This is a genomic window from Pedobacter sp. MC2016-14, assembly GCF_020991475.1.
GTDB lineage: Bacteria > Bacteroidota > Bacteroidia > Sphingobacteriales > Sphingobacteriaceae > Pedobacter.
On record NZ_JAJMPA010000005.1, the window covers coordinates 83108 to 96625 of the forward strand.

General features: G+C 40.0%; 14 protein-coding genes. 9 read left to right on the top strand and 5 right to left on the bottom strand.

Going from position 1 to position 13518, the window contains the following annotated elements; all coding sequences use genetic code 11:
• Position 1 precedes the first annotated feature (1 nt).
• Genes LPB86_RS20510 through LPB86_RS20540 form a run of 7 tightly spaced genes read left to right on the top strand, consistent with a single transcriptional unit; the run spans position 2 to position 5019 of the window.
• A complete protein-coding gene (locus LPB86_RS20510) occupies positions 2–736 on the top strand; it encodes a methyltransferase domain-containing protein (RefSeq protein ID WP_230693296.1) in 735 nt (244 codons plus the stop codon).
• A complete protein-coding gene (locus tag LPB86_RS20515; RefSeq protein WP_230693297.1) occupies positions 733–1785 on the top strand; it encodes a type III polyketide synthase in 1053 nt (350 codons plus the stop codon). Before LPB86_RS20510 ends, LPB86_RS20515 begins: the two co-directional genes overlap by 4 nt.
• Positions 1779–2573, top strand: coding sequence for an enoyl-ACP reductase (locus LPB86_RS20520; RefSeq protein ID WP_230693298.1), 795 nt, complete (start codon positions 1779–1781; stop codon positions 2571–2573). Before LPB86_RS20515 ends, LPB86_RS20520 begins: the two co-directional genes overlap by 7 nt.
• Before the next feature lie 15 nt (positions 2574–2588).
• Positions 2589–3038 carry a 3-hydroxyacyl-ACP dehydratase FabZ family protein gene (locus LPB86_RS20525; protein WP_230693299.1) on the top strand — a complete coding sequence of 150 codons (450 nt, stop codon included), beginning with the start codon at positions 2589–2591 and terminating at the stop codon, positions 3036–3038.
• Positions 3031–4308 carry a beta-ketoacyl synthase gene (locus tag LPB86_RS20530; RefSeq protein WP_230693300.1) on the top strand — a complete coding sequence of 426 codons (1278 nt, stop codon included), beginning with the start codon at positions 3031–3033 and terminating at the stop codon, positions 4306–4308. Before LPB86_RS20525 ends, LPB86_RS20530 begins: the two co-directional genes overlap by 8 nt.
• Positions 4301–4552 carry a phosphopantetheine-binding protein gene (locus LPB86_RS20535; protein ID WP_230693301.1) on the top strand — a complete coding sequence of 84 codons (252 nt, stop codon included), beginning with the start codon at positions 4301–4303 and terminating at the stop codon, positions 4550–4552. The genes LPB86_RS20530 and LPB86_RS20535 overlap by 8 nt, the downstream gene beginning before the upstream one ends.
• Positions 4549–5019: a 4'-phosphopantetheinyl transferase superfamily protein gene (locus tag LPB86_RS20540; protein WP_230693302.1), complete on the top strand. Its 471-nt coding sequence runs from the start codon at positions 4549–4551 to the stop codon at positions 5017–5019. Before LPB86_RS20535 ends, LPB86_RS20540 begins: the two co-directional genes overlap by 4 nt.
• Here LPB86_RS20540 and LPB86_RS20545 read toward each other — a convergent pair whose 3' ends face one another.
• The 3 genes from LPB86_RS20545 to LPB86_RS20555 all read right to left on the bottom strand — a co-directional run bounded on the left by LPB86_RS20545 (position 5020) and on the right by LPB86_RS20555 (position 8524).
• A complete protein-coding gene (locus LPB86_RS20545; protein WP_230693303.1) occupies positions 5020–5904 on the bottom strand; it encodes an exopolyphosphatase in 885 nt (294 codons plus the stop codon).
• 6 nt (positions 5905–5910) lie between these two features.
• On the bottom strand, positions 5911–7968 hold the full coding sequence (gene ppk1 / locus LPB86_RS20550) for a polyphosphate kinase 1 (protein ID WP_230693304.1): 2058 nt from the start codon (positions 7966–7968) through the stop codon (positions 5911–5913).
• A gap of 100 nt (positions 7969–8068) precedes the next feature.
• Complete coding sequence (locus LPB86_RS20555; protein WP_230693305.1) at positions 8069–8524, bottom strand: hypothetical protein; 456 nt, start codon at positions 8522–8524, stop codon at positions 8069–8071.
• Between the two features lie 48 nt (positions 8525–8572).
• Here LPB86_RS20555 and LPB86_RS20560 point away from each other — a divergent pair, with 48 nt between their 5' ends.
• Positions 8573–9064 (top strand): YajQ family cyclic di-GMP-binding protein, encoded by a 492-nt coding sequence (locus LPB86_RS20560; protein WP_230693306.1) that lies wholly within the window; start codon positions 8573–8575, stop codon positions 9062–9064.
• Between the two features lie 406 nt (positions 9065–9470).
• Here LPB86_RS20560 and LPB86_RS20565 read toward each other — a convergent pair whose 3' ends face one another.
• Positions 9471–10787 (bottom strand): nicotinamide mononucleotide adenylyltransferase, encoded by a 1317-nt coding sequence (locus LPB86_RS20565; protein WP_230693307.1) that lies wholly within the window; start codon positions 10785–10787, stop codon positions 9471–9473.
• 61 nt (positions 10788–10848) lie between these two features.
• Here LPB86_RS20565 and LPB86_RS20570 point away from each other — a divergent pair, with 61 nt between their 5' ends.
• Positions 10849–12564 (top strand): ABC transporter ATP-binding protein, encoded by a 1716-nt coding sequence (locus LPB86_RS20570; protein WP_230693308.1) that lies wholly within the window; start codon positions 10849–10851, stop codon positions 12562–12564.
• 3 nt (positions 12565–12567) lie between these two features.
• Here LPB86_RS20570 and LPB86_RS20575 read toward each other — a convergent pair whose 3' ends face one another.
• The gene (locus LPB86_RS20575; RefSeq protein WP_230693309.1) at positions 12568–13443 is read right to left on the bottom strand and encodes a mechanosensitive ion channel family protein; all 876 of its coding nucleotides are present in this window, start codon (positions 13441–13443) and stop codon (positions 12568–12570) included.
• Positions 13444–13518: the final 75 nt, after the last annotated feature.

The following is a 13518-nucleotide window of genomic DNA, read 5'->3' on the forward strand; positions in this document are numbered from 1 at the left end:
GATGCTTGTAAATACTACTTATAGAAGCGAGGCACAGGAGATTATGGATGATTTTTCCATGCAGGGAGAAATATTGAGGGATGCCCTGGATAAAATTGCCCGCATTAACCAATTGTTGGGCGGAAATAAAATTACACTTGAAGGCGTTGCAAAGTTACTGACCGGACATACGAAAAGGGAAATAACCATTGTGGATATAGGTTGCGGAAATGGCGACATGCTGAGGGCACTAGCGGTTTATGGGACACAAAACAACTTAACTTTGAAGTTAATTGGAATTGATGCTAATGCTTTTACCATTGGCTATGCTGAACAACTTTCTTTTGGGGTAAGGAACATTAGTTATAAGTGTGTTGATATTTTTGAAGAAAATGCCCTTCCTGAATGCGACATTATATTGTGTACCCTGACACTGCACCATTTTAAAGACGATGAAATTATTTCCTTGCTGGGGACTTTTAAAAGCCATGCTACTTTGGGTTTTGTGGTGAATGATCTGCATAGAAGTAAAATGGCCTATTACTTATTTGAGGCCTTGTGTTTTGTTTTTGGTTTAAACTACATGTCGCGCAAGGATGGTCTGGTATCTATATTACGTGGATTTAAAAGGAAAGATTTGATTGCTTATTCTGTAAAGCTTGGGCTGAATGATTACAAATTGCGGTGGAAGTGGGCGTTTAGATACCAATGGGTAGTTAGAACGACAAAGAACGTATTAAAACCTATGGATCAATGAGTGTAAAAATTAAAACAGTTGCTAAGGCTTTGCCTTCTTATTCGCGAAGTACGGAAGAAATTATTCCTTTTTTAGATACCTGGTTGCATGGACAGGACGAGCGTTTTGTACGGAAGGTAAAAAAGATCTTTGAAAATGCGGGAGTGGACAAACGTTATTCACTAATGTCACCGGAAGAAGTATTTAGCAATACGTCTTTCGAAGAAAAAAACAACATCTATATTCGTGAGGGCATAAAGCTTGGGGCAGAATGCCTGGAGCGGGCATTAGAGAAAGCAAACTGGGCGCCAGCCGACATCGATTATTTGATTACGGTAAGTTGCACAGGAATTATGATCCCATCTCTGGATGCGTTTCTAATTAACAAACTAAAAATGAGACAGGATGTGGTAAGGCTGCCCGTAACTGAAATGGGCTGCGCTGCCGGGATATCGGGAATGATCTATGCAAAGAATTTTTTGAAAGCTAATCCTGGAAAACGTGCCGCAGTAGTTGCAATGGAATCTCCGGCTGCGACTTTTCAACTTGATGATTTTTCTATGGCCAATATTGTTAGTGCAGCGATATTTGGTGATGGTGCCGCCTGTGTATTACTCTCATCTTTTGATGATGATGAAGGCCCGGAACTGGTAGCTGAAGAGATGTACCATTTTTATGATGCAGAACACATGATGGGTTTTAACCTGACCAATACCGGTTTACAAATGGTATTGGATATTGAAGTACCTGAAACAATTGCGACCCATTTTCCGGAAATCATTTACCCCTTTTTAGCAAAAGAAAATTTGACCATAGCCGACATAGATCACTTAATTTTTCATCCCGGCGGTAAAAAGATTGTGCAGGTAGTTGAAGAGTTATTCGGGAAACTTGGTAAAAATATTGACGATACCAGGGAAGTACTGCGCATGTACGGAAACATGTCTAGCGCCACGGTTTTATATGTTTTGGAGAGATTTATGGATGCGCCTCATGAAAAAGGCGAAACAGGACTGATGTTGAGCTTTGGACCTGGTTTTTCTGCGCAAAGAATATTATTAAGATGGTAAGAGAGTTTGAAAAGCAGAACTATTGGGCCATTATTTTGGGCGGCAGCAGCGGTCTTGGTCTTGCTTCAGCTGCTAAACTGGCCGCTCATGGGATGAATATTTTAATTGTGCACCGCAATACGCGGGAGGAAATGAAGGTCATAAATCCATTATTTGAAGCCCTTAAAGTCCCCGGCATTGAGGTACTTACTTTTAATATGGATATCACAAACCCAGCATGCCGGGCGGAGGTTGTTAAAGCTTTATTAGAAAAACAGGCGGCAGGAAAAATACGCTGTTTATTGCACAGTATTGCAAAAGGCAATTTGAAAGCGATGGTATCAGATACAGCAGCGGTATTGGAAAATGACGATTTTGTGCTTACTTTGCAGCACATGGCCATTAGCTTGTACGACTGGACTAAAGTTACATTTGAGGCAAAATTATTTGCTGAAGATGCCCGTGTGCTTGCATTTACAAGCGAAGGCTCTGCCAAAGCATGGAAACATTATGCAGCGGTATCTGCGGCCAAGGCCAGTTTAGAAGCAATAACAAGAAGCATTGCACTTGAATTTGCACCTTATGGACTACGCGCCAATTGTGTGCAGGCTGGTGTAACCGATACCCGATCTTTTAGGATGATTCCTGGAAGTGATCGGCTTAAGGAGCATAGTATTGAGAACAATCCTTTTAAACGTTTAACAACTGCTGAAGATGTGGCAAATGTAGTTTACCTGCTTTGCAAAGATGAGGCAGGATGGATAAACGGCGCCATAATTCCTGTGGATGGAGGAGCTGGCATCTGCTAGAGATTAAATTATTTTATGATGAAAGAACAAGATATATTAGCAAAATTACCTTACAGTAGTCCCTTTTTATTTGTAGATGACCTGCAAGAGATTGACGAAAATGGTGTTACCGGTACCTACACTTTTAACAGCGGGCTGGATTTTTATAAAGGACACTTTAAAGACCATCCTGTAACTCCTGGGGTAATTTTAACAGAAACGATGGCGCAAATTGGGTTGGTTTGTTTGGGGATTTATTTAATGGGCGACCTGGAAGCGGGAATGACTGGCCATGTTATGCTAACATCTACCGCAATTGATTTTATGAAACCTGTTTTTCCGGGTGAGCAGGTTACGGTAGTATCCGAGAAAGTATATTTCCGGTTTAAAAAACTGCATTGTAATGTAGTGATGAAAAACGGGAACGGCGAAATAGTTTGTAAGGGAAGCCTTTCTGGCATGGTTACTACCAAGTTAAATGGCTAACAGGGTTGTAATTACCGGATTGGGTGTAGTGGCGCCTAACGGAATTGGGCTAGCTCAATTTTCTGAAGCCATTAAACTGGGCAAGTCCGGAATTAAACATCAGCCTATGCTCCAGGATCTTGAATTTTCCTGCCAGATTGCGGGCAAACCTCCCCTTTCTGAAGCGTTAATTTCTCAGTACTTTAATCCGTTGGAGCTTAAAAACTTTAACAGCAGTGGTATTTTATATGGTGTGATTGCGGCAGTGGATGCCTGGAAGGATGCCGGACTGTTGATAAACGAATGTACGGAGCCGTACTGGGATTGCGGGACAATATTTGGAACGGGGACTTCGGGAATAGACAGGTTTCGTGAGGCCATTTACAAGATAGATGAAAAATTGGTACGCAGGTTGGGCAGCACAGTGGTACAGCAAACCATGGCAAGTGGGATAAGTGCCTGGATTGCCGCGAAATTAGGACTTGGCAACCAGATCAGTACAAACTCTTCTGCTTGTGCTACAGGTACTGAAGCTATTTTGATGGCGTACGAGCGCATCTGCGCTGGAAAAGCAAGGATTATGCTGGCCGGCAGCACAAGCGATAGTGGCCCCTACATTTGGGGTGGTTTTGATGCGATGAAAGTTTGCACGTTTAAGCATAACGATTTTCCGGAAAAGGGTTCGAGACCAATGAGTGCCTCTGCAAGTGGCTTTGTACCGGGAAGCGGTGCCGGAGCATTGGTGATAGAATCTTTGGATAGTGCGCTGGAAAGAGGTGCCCGAATTTATGCCGAACTACTGGGAGGGAATGTGAATAGTGGCGGGCAGCGAGGTAAGGGTACGATGACTGCCCCCGGCCCTGTGGCTGTACAAAGGTGCATTGTAAATGCCATTAAGGATGCAGGCATTGAAACGCAGGATGTTGACGTGATTAATGCGCATTTAACCGCAACTGCCATGGATGCCTTAGAAATTGAAAACTGGAGTATTGCACTTCAGCGAAGCGGCACCGATTTTCCATATATAAATTCTTTAAAAGGAATGACCGGACATTGTATTGCAGCAGCAGGGAGTATAGAAACTGTGGCTGCAGTATTGGAGATAAAGGAGGGATTTATTTTTCCAAACCTCAATTGTGAAGACCTGAATCCACACATTACGGAGATTGTGGATCCTATAAAAATACCACGTGAGCTACTGCATAAAAATATAAACATCCTTGCAAAGGCCAGCTTTGGTTTTGGGGACGTGAACGCTTGTATCATCTTAAAAAAATATAGCCATGAATGATGAAACATTAAAAAGATTGAGACCCATTGTTGCTACCTATGCACAAAATAAAGAGGCATTGGAAACGATTACGGAAGATACCGACTTTATAAGGGACCTTAAAATTAACTCTGCCAACCTTGTTGATGTGGTGCTGGATATTGAAGAAGAGTTTGACATTGAGATAGACAACGATTCCATGGAACAAATGCTAAATGTAAGGGTAGCTTTACAAGTGATTGAAGCTAAGTTACAACAGAAATGATAGGAATTGATCTGGTTGATTTACATGTGGCAAAGAGCGAGAGCAATTGGCGCAGAACAGGATATTTGGAAAAGATTTTTACAGGGGCAGAACAGGCGACCATAAAAAATGCGGTTGAACCAGAAATTATGGTTTGGTTGTTTTGGAGCATGAAGGAGGCCACATACAAGGTTTGGTCGAGAATGCATGCTAATCAAAGAGTTTATGCACCTACCAAAATATCCTGTGTAGTAGAGGAGCTGGAGCAGAAATGTATGGCTGGCCTGGTCACTTATATGGGGCAGGTATATCATACCCGATCTTTCTTAAGAGCGGATTGTATTTATACGTTGTCTGCTTCACAGCCACAACTTTTTGAACAATCCACAATAAGCATAACGGAGTGGACCGGTAACGAAAAACCTTATCCAAAAGATAAGGCTATTACCGTAAGTCACCATGGCAAATACCTGGCGCTTGCCTGGTAATTAATCTTCTAAATTTTCGTCAATCAGCAGGTTAATGATACCATCTGCCAGGCCTACGCTGGGCACATAAATTTGTTTTATCCCTGTCCACTTCATTAAGGTGAGGTAAATTTCACAGGCAGGAATAATTACATCTGCACGGTCTGGCTTTAGGCTAAAAACAGTGATTCTTTCCTTTAAAGAGTGGCTGTTTAAATCATTAAACATACTCCTAAGCTTTAAAAATGGCAATGGATGTCCGTCTTTTTCGCCAGACATTTTGAAAAGCTTATTGATATTACCCCCGGTACCTATACCAGCAAGATTTTTTAAATGTTTGGTCTGTTCCTTTACCCAAAGTCTCATTTCTTCCCAGGTTTCGTCTTTGTCCTGATTATCTAAGATTCTGATGGTGCCAATATCAAAAGATCTGGACGCTACCGGAAGCTTATTCACAAATACCGAGAGTTCTGTACTACCGCCACCCACATCTATATAAAGATAACTTTTCCTGATGTCAAGCGTTTCTTCGATATGATTGGCATAAATGATATTTGCCTCACGCTGCCCCTCTATGATCTCTAAATCTATATTGGCTATCTTTTTGATCTTTTTAACAATCTCCAGCCCATTCTTTGCTTCGCGCATGGCCGAAGTAGCACAGGCAAGATAAGTGGTTACATGATAAACATCCATGAGGTTTTTAAAGGCCGACATTGTTTTGATTAAATCCTCAATTTTACGGTCGCTGATTTTCTGATCCAGAAAAGCATCATCACCCAGGCGCAAGGGAACTCTGACCAGCGTATTTTTTTTATATTCGTAACCCCGACTTGTTTTAGAAATATCGGCAATGAGTAACCTAACGGCATTAGAGCCAATATCAATGGCAGCGTATCTTAGCATGTAATTTTACTGGTGTTTGTTCTTTAAATAATTATATGTGTGGATTTGCGCCCGCACTTTAACGTCAAGCTTATTTTTATGGTACTTGTTATTATTCAATTTGGTAATGTCACGGGCCTTTACGTTATCCTGCAGCTGAAAATCTATAATATCACGGATTTCCTGCTTCACTTCCTTATCGAGAACAGGAAAGCCTACTTCTACCCTATGCTCAAAATTCCTGCTCATTAGGTCGCCTGAGGATAAATACATTTCTTCTTTACCATTGTTACCGTAGATAAACACCCGGGCATGCTCAAGGAATTTATCGACAATACTTATTGCGGTGATATTTTCACTAAAGCCAGGGATACCGGGCACAAGGCAGCAAATTCCACGAACAATGAGTTTAATTTTTACGCCAGCATTGCTGGCTTCGTATAATTTATCTACGATACCTTCATCGGCCAGGCTATTTACCTTAAAAATGAGATAAGCCGGTTTGCCTGATTTGGCAATTTTTATTTCCCTGTCTATATTGGCATAAAACTTATTTCGTGACTCTAACGGAGAAATAATGAGGTGCTTAAAACCTTTGGTAACGGTTTTTTTGTTTAGTGCAGCAAAAAGCTTAACTAAATCTGTTGTAATTTCTTTTTTTGCAGTAAAGATGCTATGGTCACAATACAACCTGGCTGTCTTTTCATTATAGTTTCCTGTAGCAAGGTTTGCATAATATACAGCTCTGCCCCGCTCTATACGTTTAACAAGGCATATTTTAGAGTGCACTTTATAATCCGACAGCCCATAATTTACATGTACACCTTCTTCTTCCAAACGCTTTGTCCAGGAAATATTTGCCTGTTCATCAAATCGTGCTTTTAACTCTACCAGGCAGGTTACTTTTTTTCCATTTTTAGCGGCGTTGATCAATGCGTGAATCACCTTTGAATTTTCAGCAAGGCGGTATAACGTAATGTTGATTTCTGTTACCTTAGGATCTATTGCAGCTTCCCTTAAAAATAGAATGATATAATCATAAGATTGATATGGAAGGTTAACGAGGTAATCTTTTTCGGCAAGTTTGTTAAAGATACTCTCTGTACGGTGCAATCCTGCAACTTTTAGCGGGACAGTTGGCGCATATTCAAGTTCGGCAGCACCTACATTTGGAAAGCGGATAAAATCTCCGAAGCGGTGGTACCGATTTCCGGGAATGAGACTCTCAGATTCTATTTTCACTTTAGATACCAGTACGCTAAGCATATCAAAAGGCATTTCTGTATCGTAGAGTAAGCGCATTGGCTTGCCCTTTTTACGCTTATCGAGACTTGACTTTAGCTCATCAATAAATTTTTCACTAATGTTTTTATCTACATCCAGTTCCGCATCCCGCGTAAGCTGAATAGAATAAGCATCAAGAGCATCGTAATTAAAGACATAAAAAATATCATCTAAACAGTATTTGATAATGTCTTCAACGAGGATAATAAATTTTAGTCCGTTTGTTTCTGGCAGTACCAGAAAGCGGGGAAGTCCATTTGGAAGTTCTATGAGGGCAAACTTCTCAGACCTTTTTGAACTGATTTTAGTAAGTCGTACAAAAAAATAAAGGTATCTGTCTTTAAGTTCCGGAAATGGTTTTTCCGGGTCAATCATGATTGGAACCAGGTTAGAAAGGATTTTGTCTCTGAAATGATTGCGGACAAACTCTCCCCTGGAAACGTTTAACTGGGTATCATTTAAAATAAAGATTCGATTTTGTGCTAGCTCATTTAGCAATGTAGCCTGAAAAAGCTGCTCAAACTTACGCTCCTGTTTAACAACAATATTTTTAATTTCATTTAATACCTTTTTAGGATTAAAGCCCAACAGGGCCTTAGATTTATCATTTAAGTTGGCTAACCTTGTCATGGTAGCCACCCTTACACGGTAAAATTCTTCAAGGTTGGATGAAAAAATAGAAAGAAATTTAATCCTTTCAATTAACGGAACCGTTTCATCAGCAGCTTCTTGCAAAACACGTTCGTTAAAATGCAGCCAACTGATTTCTCTGTTTAAAAACGGTACTTTTTTCTTGGTCATCTATAAAAATCAAAAACATTCCGGCTTATATCCGGGAAGAGTCAAAAATGCATATTCTATTGTTAAGCAAATGTTAATTATAAAACATTATCAAATCATTTTATTCTTTTGCTTTACCTGGAATTGTTTTAACGGCAGTTTTTTTAACCGCTGGCTTAGTTACGGCAGACAACACCCTGGCAGCCTTTTCTTCTGATGCTATAGCTGTAACTTTAACGCTATTTGCCACAGGTCTTGCTTTGGAAACTGCTTTTTGAACCGTTTTCTGTGCCTTTTTAACTTCTTTGGTAACTGCCTTTTTAGGTGCCTGCACTGTAGGTTTTTCAGCAATATCTTCAATTTTTGTGCTTACAACTTCTGCGGCGGCAGCAACTTTTTTAGTGATTTTCTTTGCCGCCTTTTTACCTGCTTTAGCAAGATCTTCTGCGAGATGCTCTGCATCATGTCCGAGACTTTTTATGACTTCCAAAAACTTTTGCGTAAGTGTTTGTGCTAATTCATTTTTTACGTCCCTATTCACAGCTTTTTTTTGCACTTTTGTTTTCTTCGCTTTCATGAATTTATTTTCTAATCACTAAATCTAACAAATTAAAAGCTAATAATCATGCCCACTTTTGATATTGTAAGCAAAGTAGACGCGCAAACATTGGATAACGCGATGAACAATGCTAAAAAAGAAATCTTAAACCGTTACGATTTCAATACCTCTAAAAGCACCATTGACCACGATAAAAAAACAAATGTGATCACTATCGTTACTGAAGATGATATGCGCTTAAAAGCCATTGAAGACTCAATTATCTCCAGAATGATGAAGCAAAACCTGGATCCAAAAAGTCTGGATTTTGGTAAAGAAGTTTACGCTTCCGGAAACATGATTAGAAAGGAAATTTCTATCAAAGAAGGAATTGACAAAGAGACCGCAAAAAAAGTAATTGCAAAAATAAAAGCCAGCGGCCTTAAAGTGCAACCATCTTTAATGGACGATCAGGTTCGTGTGCAAAGCAAAAGCATTGATGACCTGCAAAAGGTAATTTCTTTGTGCAGGACTGAAGATTTTGGGCAGCCGCTTCAGTTTATCAACATGCGCAACTAACCAACTACGTCTGTTAATAGCGCTCGCTGCCGGCGTTACACTCGATCTTAAAAATGCTCATTTACAACATGTAAACTCCGCTTTTTTACCTCTTCGCGTGCCTTGCCAACAAACGCTATTAACAGACTCATCTACCGCACCCCAATATAAAGAATTCGCTGCCGGCGTTACACTCGATCTTAAAAATGCTCATTTACAAAACGTAAACTCCGCTTTTTCACATCTTCGCGTGCCTTGCCAGCAAACACTATTAACAGGCGCTCCCTACCGGTCCTCTCCCCTGCCAATCTGCTGGAATAGCGAGTGATTTAATGAGCCGGCCTTAGCTGGTTACCGCTTTAAAAAATTATTCCCGGAGCAAAAATCTGCGGTAAGCAGCTGCAGCCGGCGAATAAATTACGAGCGGTTACACAGTTTTCACATCCCCTTCGCTATATTCTTCAATATCAGAAATATACCCGTTAATAATTAAAAAATCAAACAAAGGCTTTGCTTCTTGTGTAACCGGCATATTAACAGTAGTAATAACTTCCTGAGTTTTTTTATCCAGATATGGATACGCAAATAATTTCACGTTTTTGCTAAACATATCGCTCACATAACTTAACAGCTGGCTATAATAATTATCTCCGAAATTACCCGAATTAAACACAAATTTGAGGTTATTGATATTGGTTGAGATCCCTACGCTTTTAGGCTTACAGCGGTCGAGATATTTAGCCAGCTTATTGTGCCGGGCAAAGTTAGAGACGATAACCAGATTGCCTGTATCACACATTTCTTGTGCCCTTTTTGCAACGGCTTCAAGATCTATATCTTCTGGAGCCTCGTCATCCGCTGTCAACACGTTGCTTAATAGCACTTCAATAAGTACACTGAGGTTTTCCTCCTTAACATTTTCTGACCTTACAAACTGATCAACTGCTTTATTGAGCATGCTAAAGTTTGGATTGGACTTCTGAGCATATTTAGTCCGCAGAATCATGATGTCTTTTTTATATAAGAGGTCTTTGGGCAAGCGAGGCTTTCCTGAAGAATCAAAAATAGCTGCGCTTGAAAAATCTTTAACAATGAGATATAAATTAAGCAGAATATTATTGATGTGCTTAAATGCGGGGCCATCAACAGAAATCAGGTCAATTTCTACAGAGCCTATGGTAAGGTTATCTGCCAAAGATTCTACCATAGTTTTTGGATCATCAAGGTAATAAAAGGCAGCAAACATTAGATTTACCCCCAGCGTACCCAATACATTTTGCTGTAAGGCGGCATCTGTATCCAGCAAACGAACGTGAAATAATATTTCATTGGCATCGCCATCTGGTTCTGACTGAAATTTAAGACCAATCCAGCCATGTGGATCATTGGATTTATTGAAATTTAAGGTGGTAACTGTATCTGCAAAAGCGAAAAAAGTACGTTCATCATATTTTTCACTACTTAACCGTTCATTAAGCAAACCATACTCATGGTTTAACATTTTCATTAGGCGCGACTGGCTTACATACCTACCCGACTGCTCTGCTCCGTAGATGGCATCACTAAATGTCATATCGTAAGCCGACATGGTTTTAGCAACTGTTCCGGAAGCTGCCCCAGCTGTGAAAAAATTTCGGGCTACCTCTTGTCCTGCACCAATTTCCGCAAAAGTTCCATAAATCTTTGGATTAAGATTTATTTTCAGTGCTTTACGTTTGGTATCCAGAATTTCTCTTTTTTCCATTTGACAAAAATAGGAGAAACTACCGGGATTGAGACCATAAAATTCCTATCTTGGTAATCTGATGCTAAATGTAAAGAATCTAAATATACAGTTTCGAAACCAGGATGACCATTCAGTTTTGAATGCGGTAGAGAATGTAAGTTTTGAGATCGAAAAGGGAAAAGTGCTGGGCATAGTTGGTGAATCCGGCTCTGGTAAGTCGGTGACTTCCTTTTCTATCATGCGCCTGCACAACCCTTTAAACACGCTGATTAAAGGCGAGATTGAGTTTGAAAACATCGATCTCTTAAGTCTTAGCACCGAGGAACTGAAAAAATACAGAGGGAACAGGATTTCGATGATTTTTCAGGAACCCATGACCTCATTAAACCCGGTGTTGACTTGTGGAGAGCAGGTTATGGAGGCGATAATATTGCACCAACAATTGAACAATAAAGAGGCCCAACGTAAAACAATAGCGCTATTTAATGAAGTTCAACTACCGGATCCGGAACAGATCTTTGGTAAATACCCGCATCAAATTTCTGGTGGACAGAAACAGCGGGTGATGATAGCTATGGCTTTGAGCTGCAATCCGGAATTGCTTATTGCTGATGAACCTACTACAGCACTTGACGTTACAGTACAAAAGAGCATTTTAACACTTTTACGTAAGCTTAAAAATGAACGGCAGATGGCTATGATTTTTATTTCTCATGACCTGGCTGTAATTGGCGAAATTGCGGATGATGTGGCAGTAATGTATAAAGGTAAAATAGTGGAGAAAGGAAGCCTTGAGCAACTTTTTAACCATCCGAAACATCCTTATACCATGGGTTTAATGGCCTGCAGACCTTCTCCTTACCGTCAGCTAAAATGGCTGCCTACAGTTGCCGATTTTTTAAATGATACTGCCGAAGATGACGCAAAGCATTTATTAGCCACAAATAGCTTTACCCCTGCTGAGATCATGGAACGTAGAAACGCGCTGTATCTGCAACAGCCTTTACTTAAGGTAATAGAACTGAACACCTGGTTCCCAAACAAAAAAGGTCTGTTTACCAAAGAAAAAGGCTTTAACAAAGCGGTAAATGGCGTTTCTTTTGAGGTATTTCCCGGAGAGACTTTGGGCCTGGTTGGCGAATCAGGCTGTGGGAAGACTACCCTTGGCAGAAGTATACTCAGGCTGGTTGAACCTACTTCCGGAAAAATTATATTTGATGGTGAGGACCTGACTAAACTTGATGATTTGGAGTTAAGAAAAATAAGAAGAGATGTGCAGATCATCTTTCAGGATCCATATTCATCCCTTAACCCAGGCAAGACAATAGGAAGCTCTTTAACAGAACCTTTGAAGGTGCACAAGATGTTTAAAAACGATATGGAAAGAAAAGCCCATGTGGTTAATTTACTGGAGAAAGTGGAACTTAAAGCTGAGCATTTTGACCGCTATCCTAATGAGTTTTCTGGCGGCCAGAGACAAAGAATAGTTATTGCCCGCGCATTGGCGCTACAGCCAAAATTTATCATTTGTGATGAGTCAGTATCAGCGCTGGATGTATCAGTACAGGCACAGGTATTGAATTTACTGAGGCAATTGCAACAGGAGCTTGGATTAACTTATATATTCATTTCGCACGATCTAGCAGTTGTTAAACACATATCTGACAGGATACTGGTCATGAATAAAGGCAAAATTGAAGAACATGGCTTTGCAGATGAGGTTTATGCGCACCCACAATCAGCCTATACTAAAAAACTGATTTCGAGCATCCCCGGAAAGCCTGTCGGCAATTAAATTTTAGGATTTCAAAGAAGCTGATAATCGGATCAGTTCTGTATTTACCGTTCTTCTGATCTCTCTTTCTTTCACTTTATCGTAGTGTTTTAATAATACCATCGCTTTAAATACCACCACATCTTTATTAATAGAAAGGGTTTTCACGGTTAATCCGCCTGAAACAACATTTGCAGCATACTGTTCCATTACCTTTTTAAGATGGTTTTCAAGGTATTCTGGCGTGTAACCATTGTGCAAACCCATCTCAAATTCTATACTGAGTTTTTTGGTATTCTGCTTGCTTTGATTGATGATAACGGAGCTGAAGGCTACTGAATTTGGAACAATGACCATATCACTATCGTCATTCTGTAAAATCATATTGATTAGGGTGATGTCAAGTATTTTCCCTTCATGATCACCCATTTTGATGTGATCTCCCAGGGAAAGCCGATCAGAAAACATAATGATCAATCCATTGATCATATTGGTAACATAGTCTTTGAAAGTGAGTGCAACTGCCGCCGCAACGATGGATATGCCAGTAATAAATTCCTTTGGATCAATGCCGAAAAACAGCATCAATGCTACGATAAATACCAGGGTGTTTAAAATGGAAACAATCCTGCTTATCCCCAGGATAAAATTATCCCTTATGTTATTTTTGAAGTGATGTTTTCGGATGTACCAGTAAATGACTACAAGCCTTAAAATGGATAAGGTTAAACTGGGGCCTAAAAACACCAATAACCCATAAAATACATTACTAAGGTGTGGATACTCCAGATAGAATGCAGGTTTATTGATGTTAAAGTAAACCAGTACCGCCCAAAGGACAGCCTTCACTAAAATCATTAGCAGCTCTTTTCCTGTTTTTCTCTCGTTACTTTCTATCATTTTAAATCAACATTGTCCTTGCAAAGGTACAAAATACAACAATGTTTGAGTTCAATTTGTTACCTTCGGGTGATT

What these genes read in the sequence shown, in the direction of transcription:
- LPB86_RS20510 (WP_230693296.1), top strand. Translation starts at nt 2, where the DNA reads ATGCTTGTAAATACTACTTATAGAAGCGAGGCACAGGAGATTATGGAT.
- LPB86_RS20515 (WP_230693297.1), top strand. Translation starts at nt 733, where the DNA reads ATGAGTGTAAAAATTAAAACAGTTGCTAAGGCTTTGCCTTCTTATTCG.
- LPB86_RS20520 (WP_230693298.1), top strand. Translation starts at nt 1,779, where the DNA reads ATGGTAAGAGAGTTTGAAAAGCAGAACTATTGGGCCATTATTTTGGGC.
- LPB86_RS20525 (WP_230693299.1), top strand. Translation starts at nt 2,589, where the DNA reads ATGATGAAAGAACAAGATATATTAGCAAAATTACCTTACAGTAGTCCC.
- LPB86_RS20530 (WP_230693300.1), top strand. Translation starts at nt 3,031, where the DNA reads ATGGCTAACAGGGTTGTAATTACCGGATTGGGTGTAGTGGCGCCTAAC.
- LPB86_RS20535 (WP_230693301.1), top strand. Translation starts at nt 4,301, where the DNA reads ATGAATGATGAAACATTAAAAAGATTGAGACCCATTGTTGCTACCTAT.
- LPB86_RS20540 (WP_230693302.1), top strand. Translation starts at nt 4,549, where the DNA reads ATGATAGGAATTGATCTGGTTGATTTACATGTGGCAAAGAGCGAGAGC.
- LPB86_RS20545 (WP_230693303.1), bottom strand. Translation starts at nt 5,904, where the DNA reads ATGCTAAGATACGCTGCCATTGATATTGGCTCTAATGCCGTTAGGTTA.
- ppk1 (WP_230693304.1), bottom strand. Translation starts at nt 7,968, where the DNA reads ATGACCAAGAAAAAAGTACCGTTTTTAAACAGAGAAATCAGTTGGCTG.
- LPB86_RS20555 (WP_230693305.1), bottom strand. Translation starts at nt 8,524, where the DNA reads ATGAAAGCGAAGAAAACAAAAGTGCAAAAAAAAGCTGTGAATAGGGAC.
- LPB86_RS20560 (WP_230693306.1), top strand. Translation starts at nt 8,573, where the DNA reads ATGCCCACTTTTGATATTGTAAGCAAAGTAGACGCGCAAACATTGGAT.
- LPB86_RS20565 (WP_230693307.1), bottom strand. Translation starts at nt 10,787, where the DNA reads ATGGAAAAAAGAGAAATTCTGGATACCAAACGTAAAGCACTGAAAATA.
- LPB86_RS20570 (WP_230693308.1), top strand. Translation starts at nt 10,849, where the DNA reads ATGCTAAATGTAAAGAATCTAAATATACAGTTTCGAAACCAGGATGAC.
- LPB86_RS20575 (WP_230693309.1), bottom strand. Translation starts at nt 13,443, where the DNA reads ATGATAGAAAGTAACGAGAGAAAAACAGGAAAAGAGCTGCTAATGATT.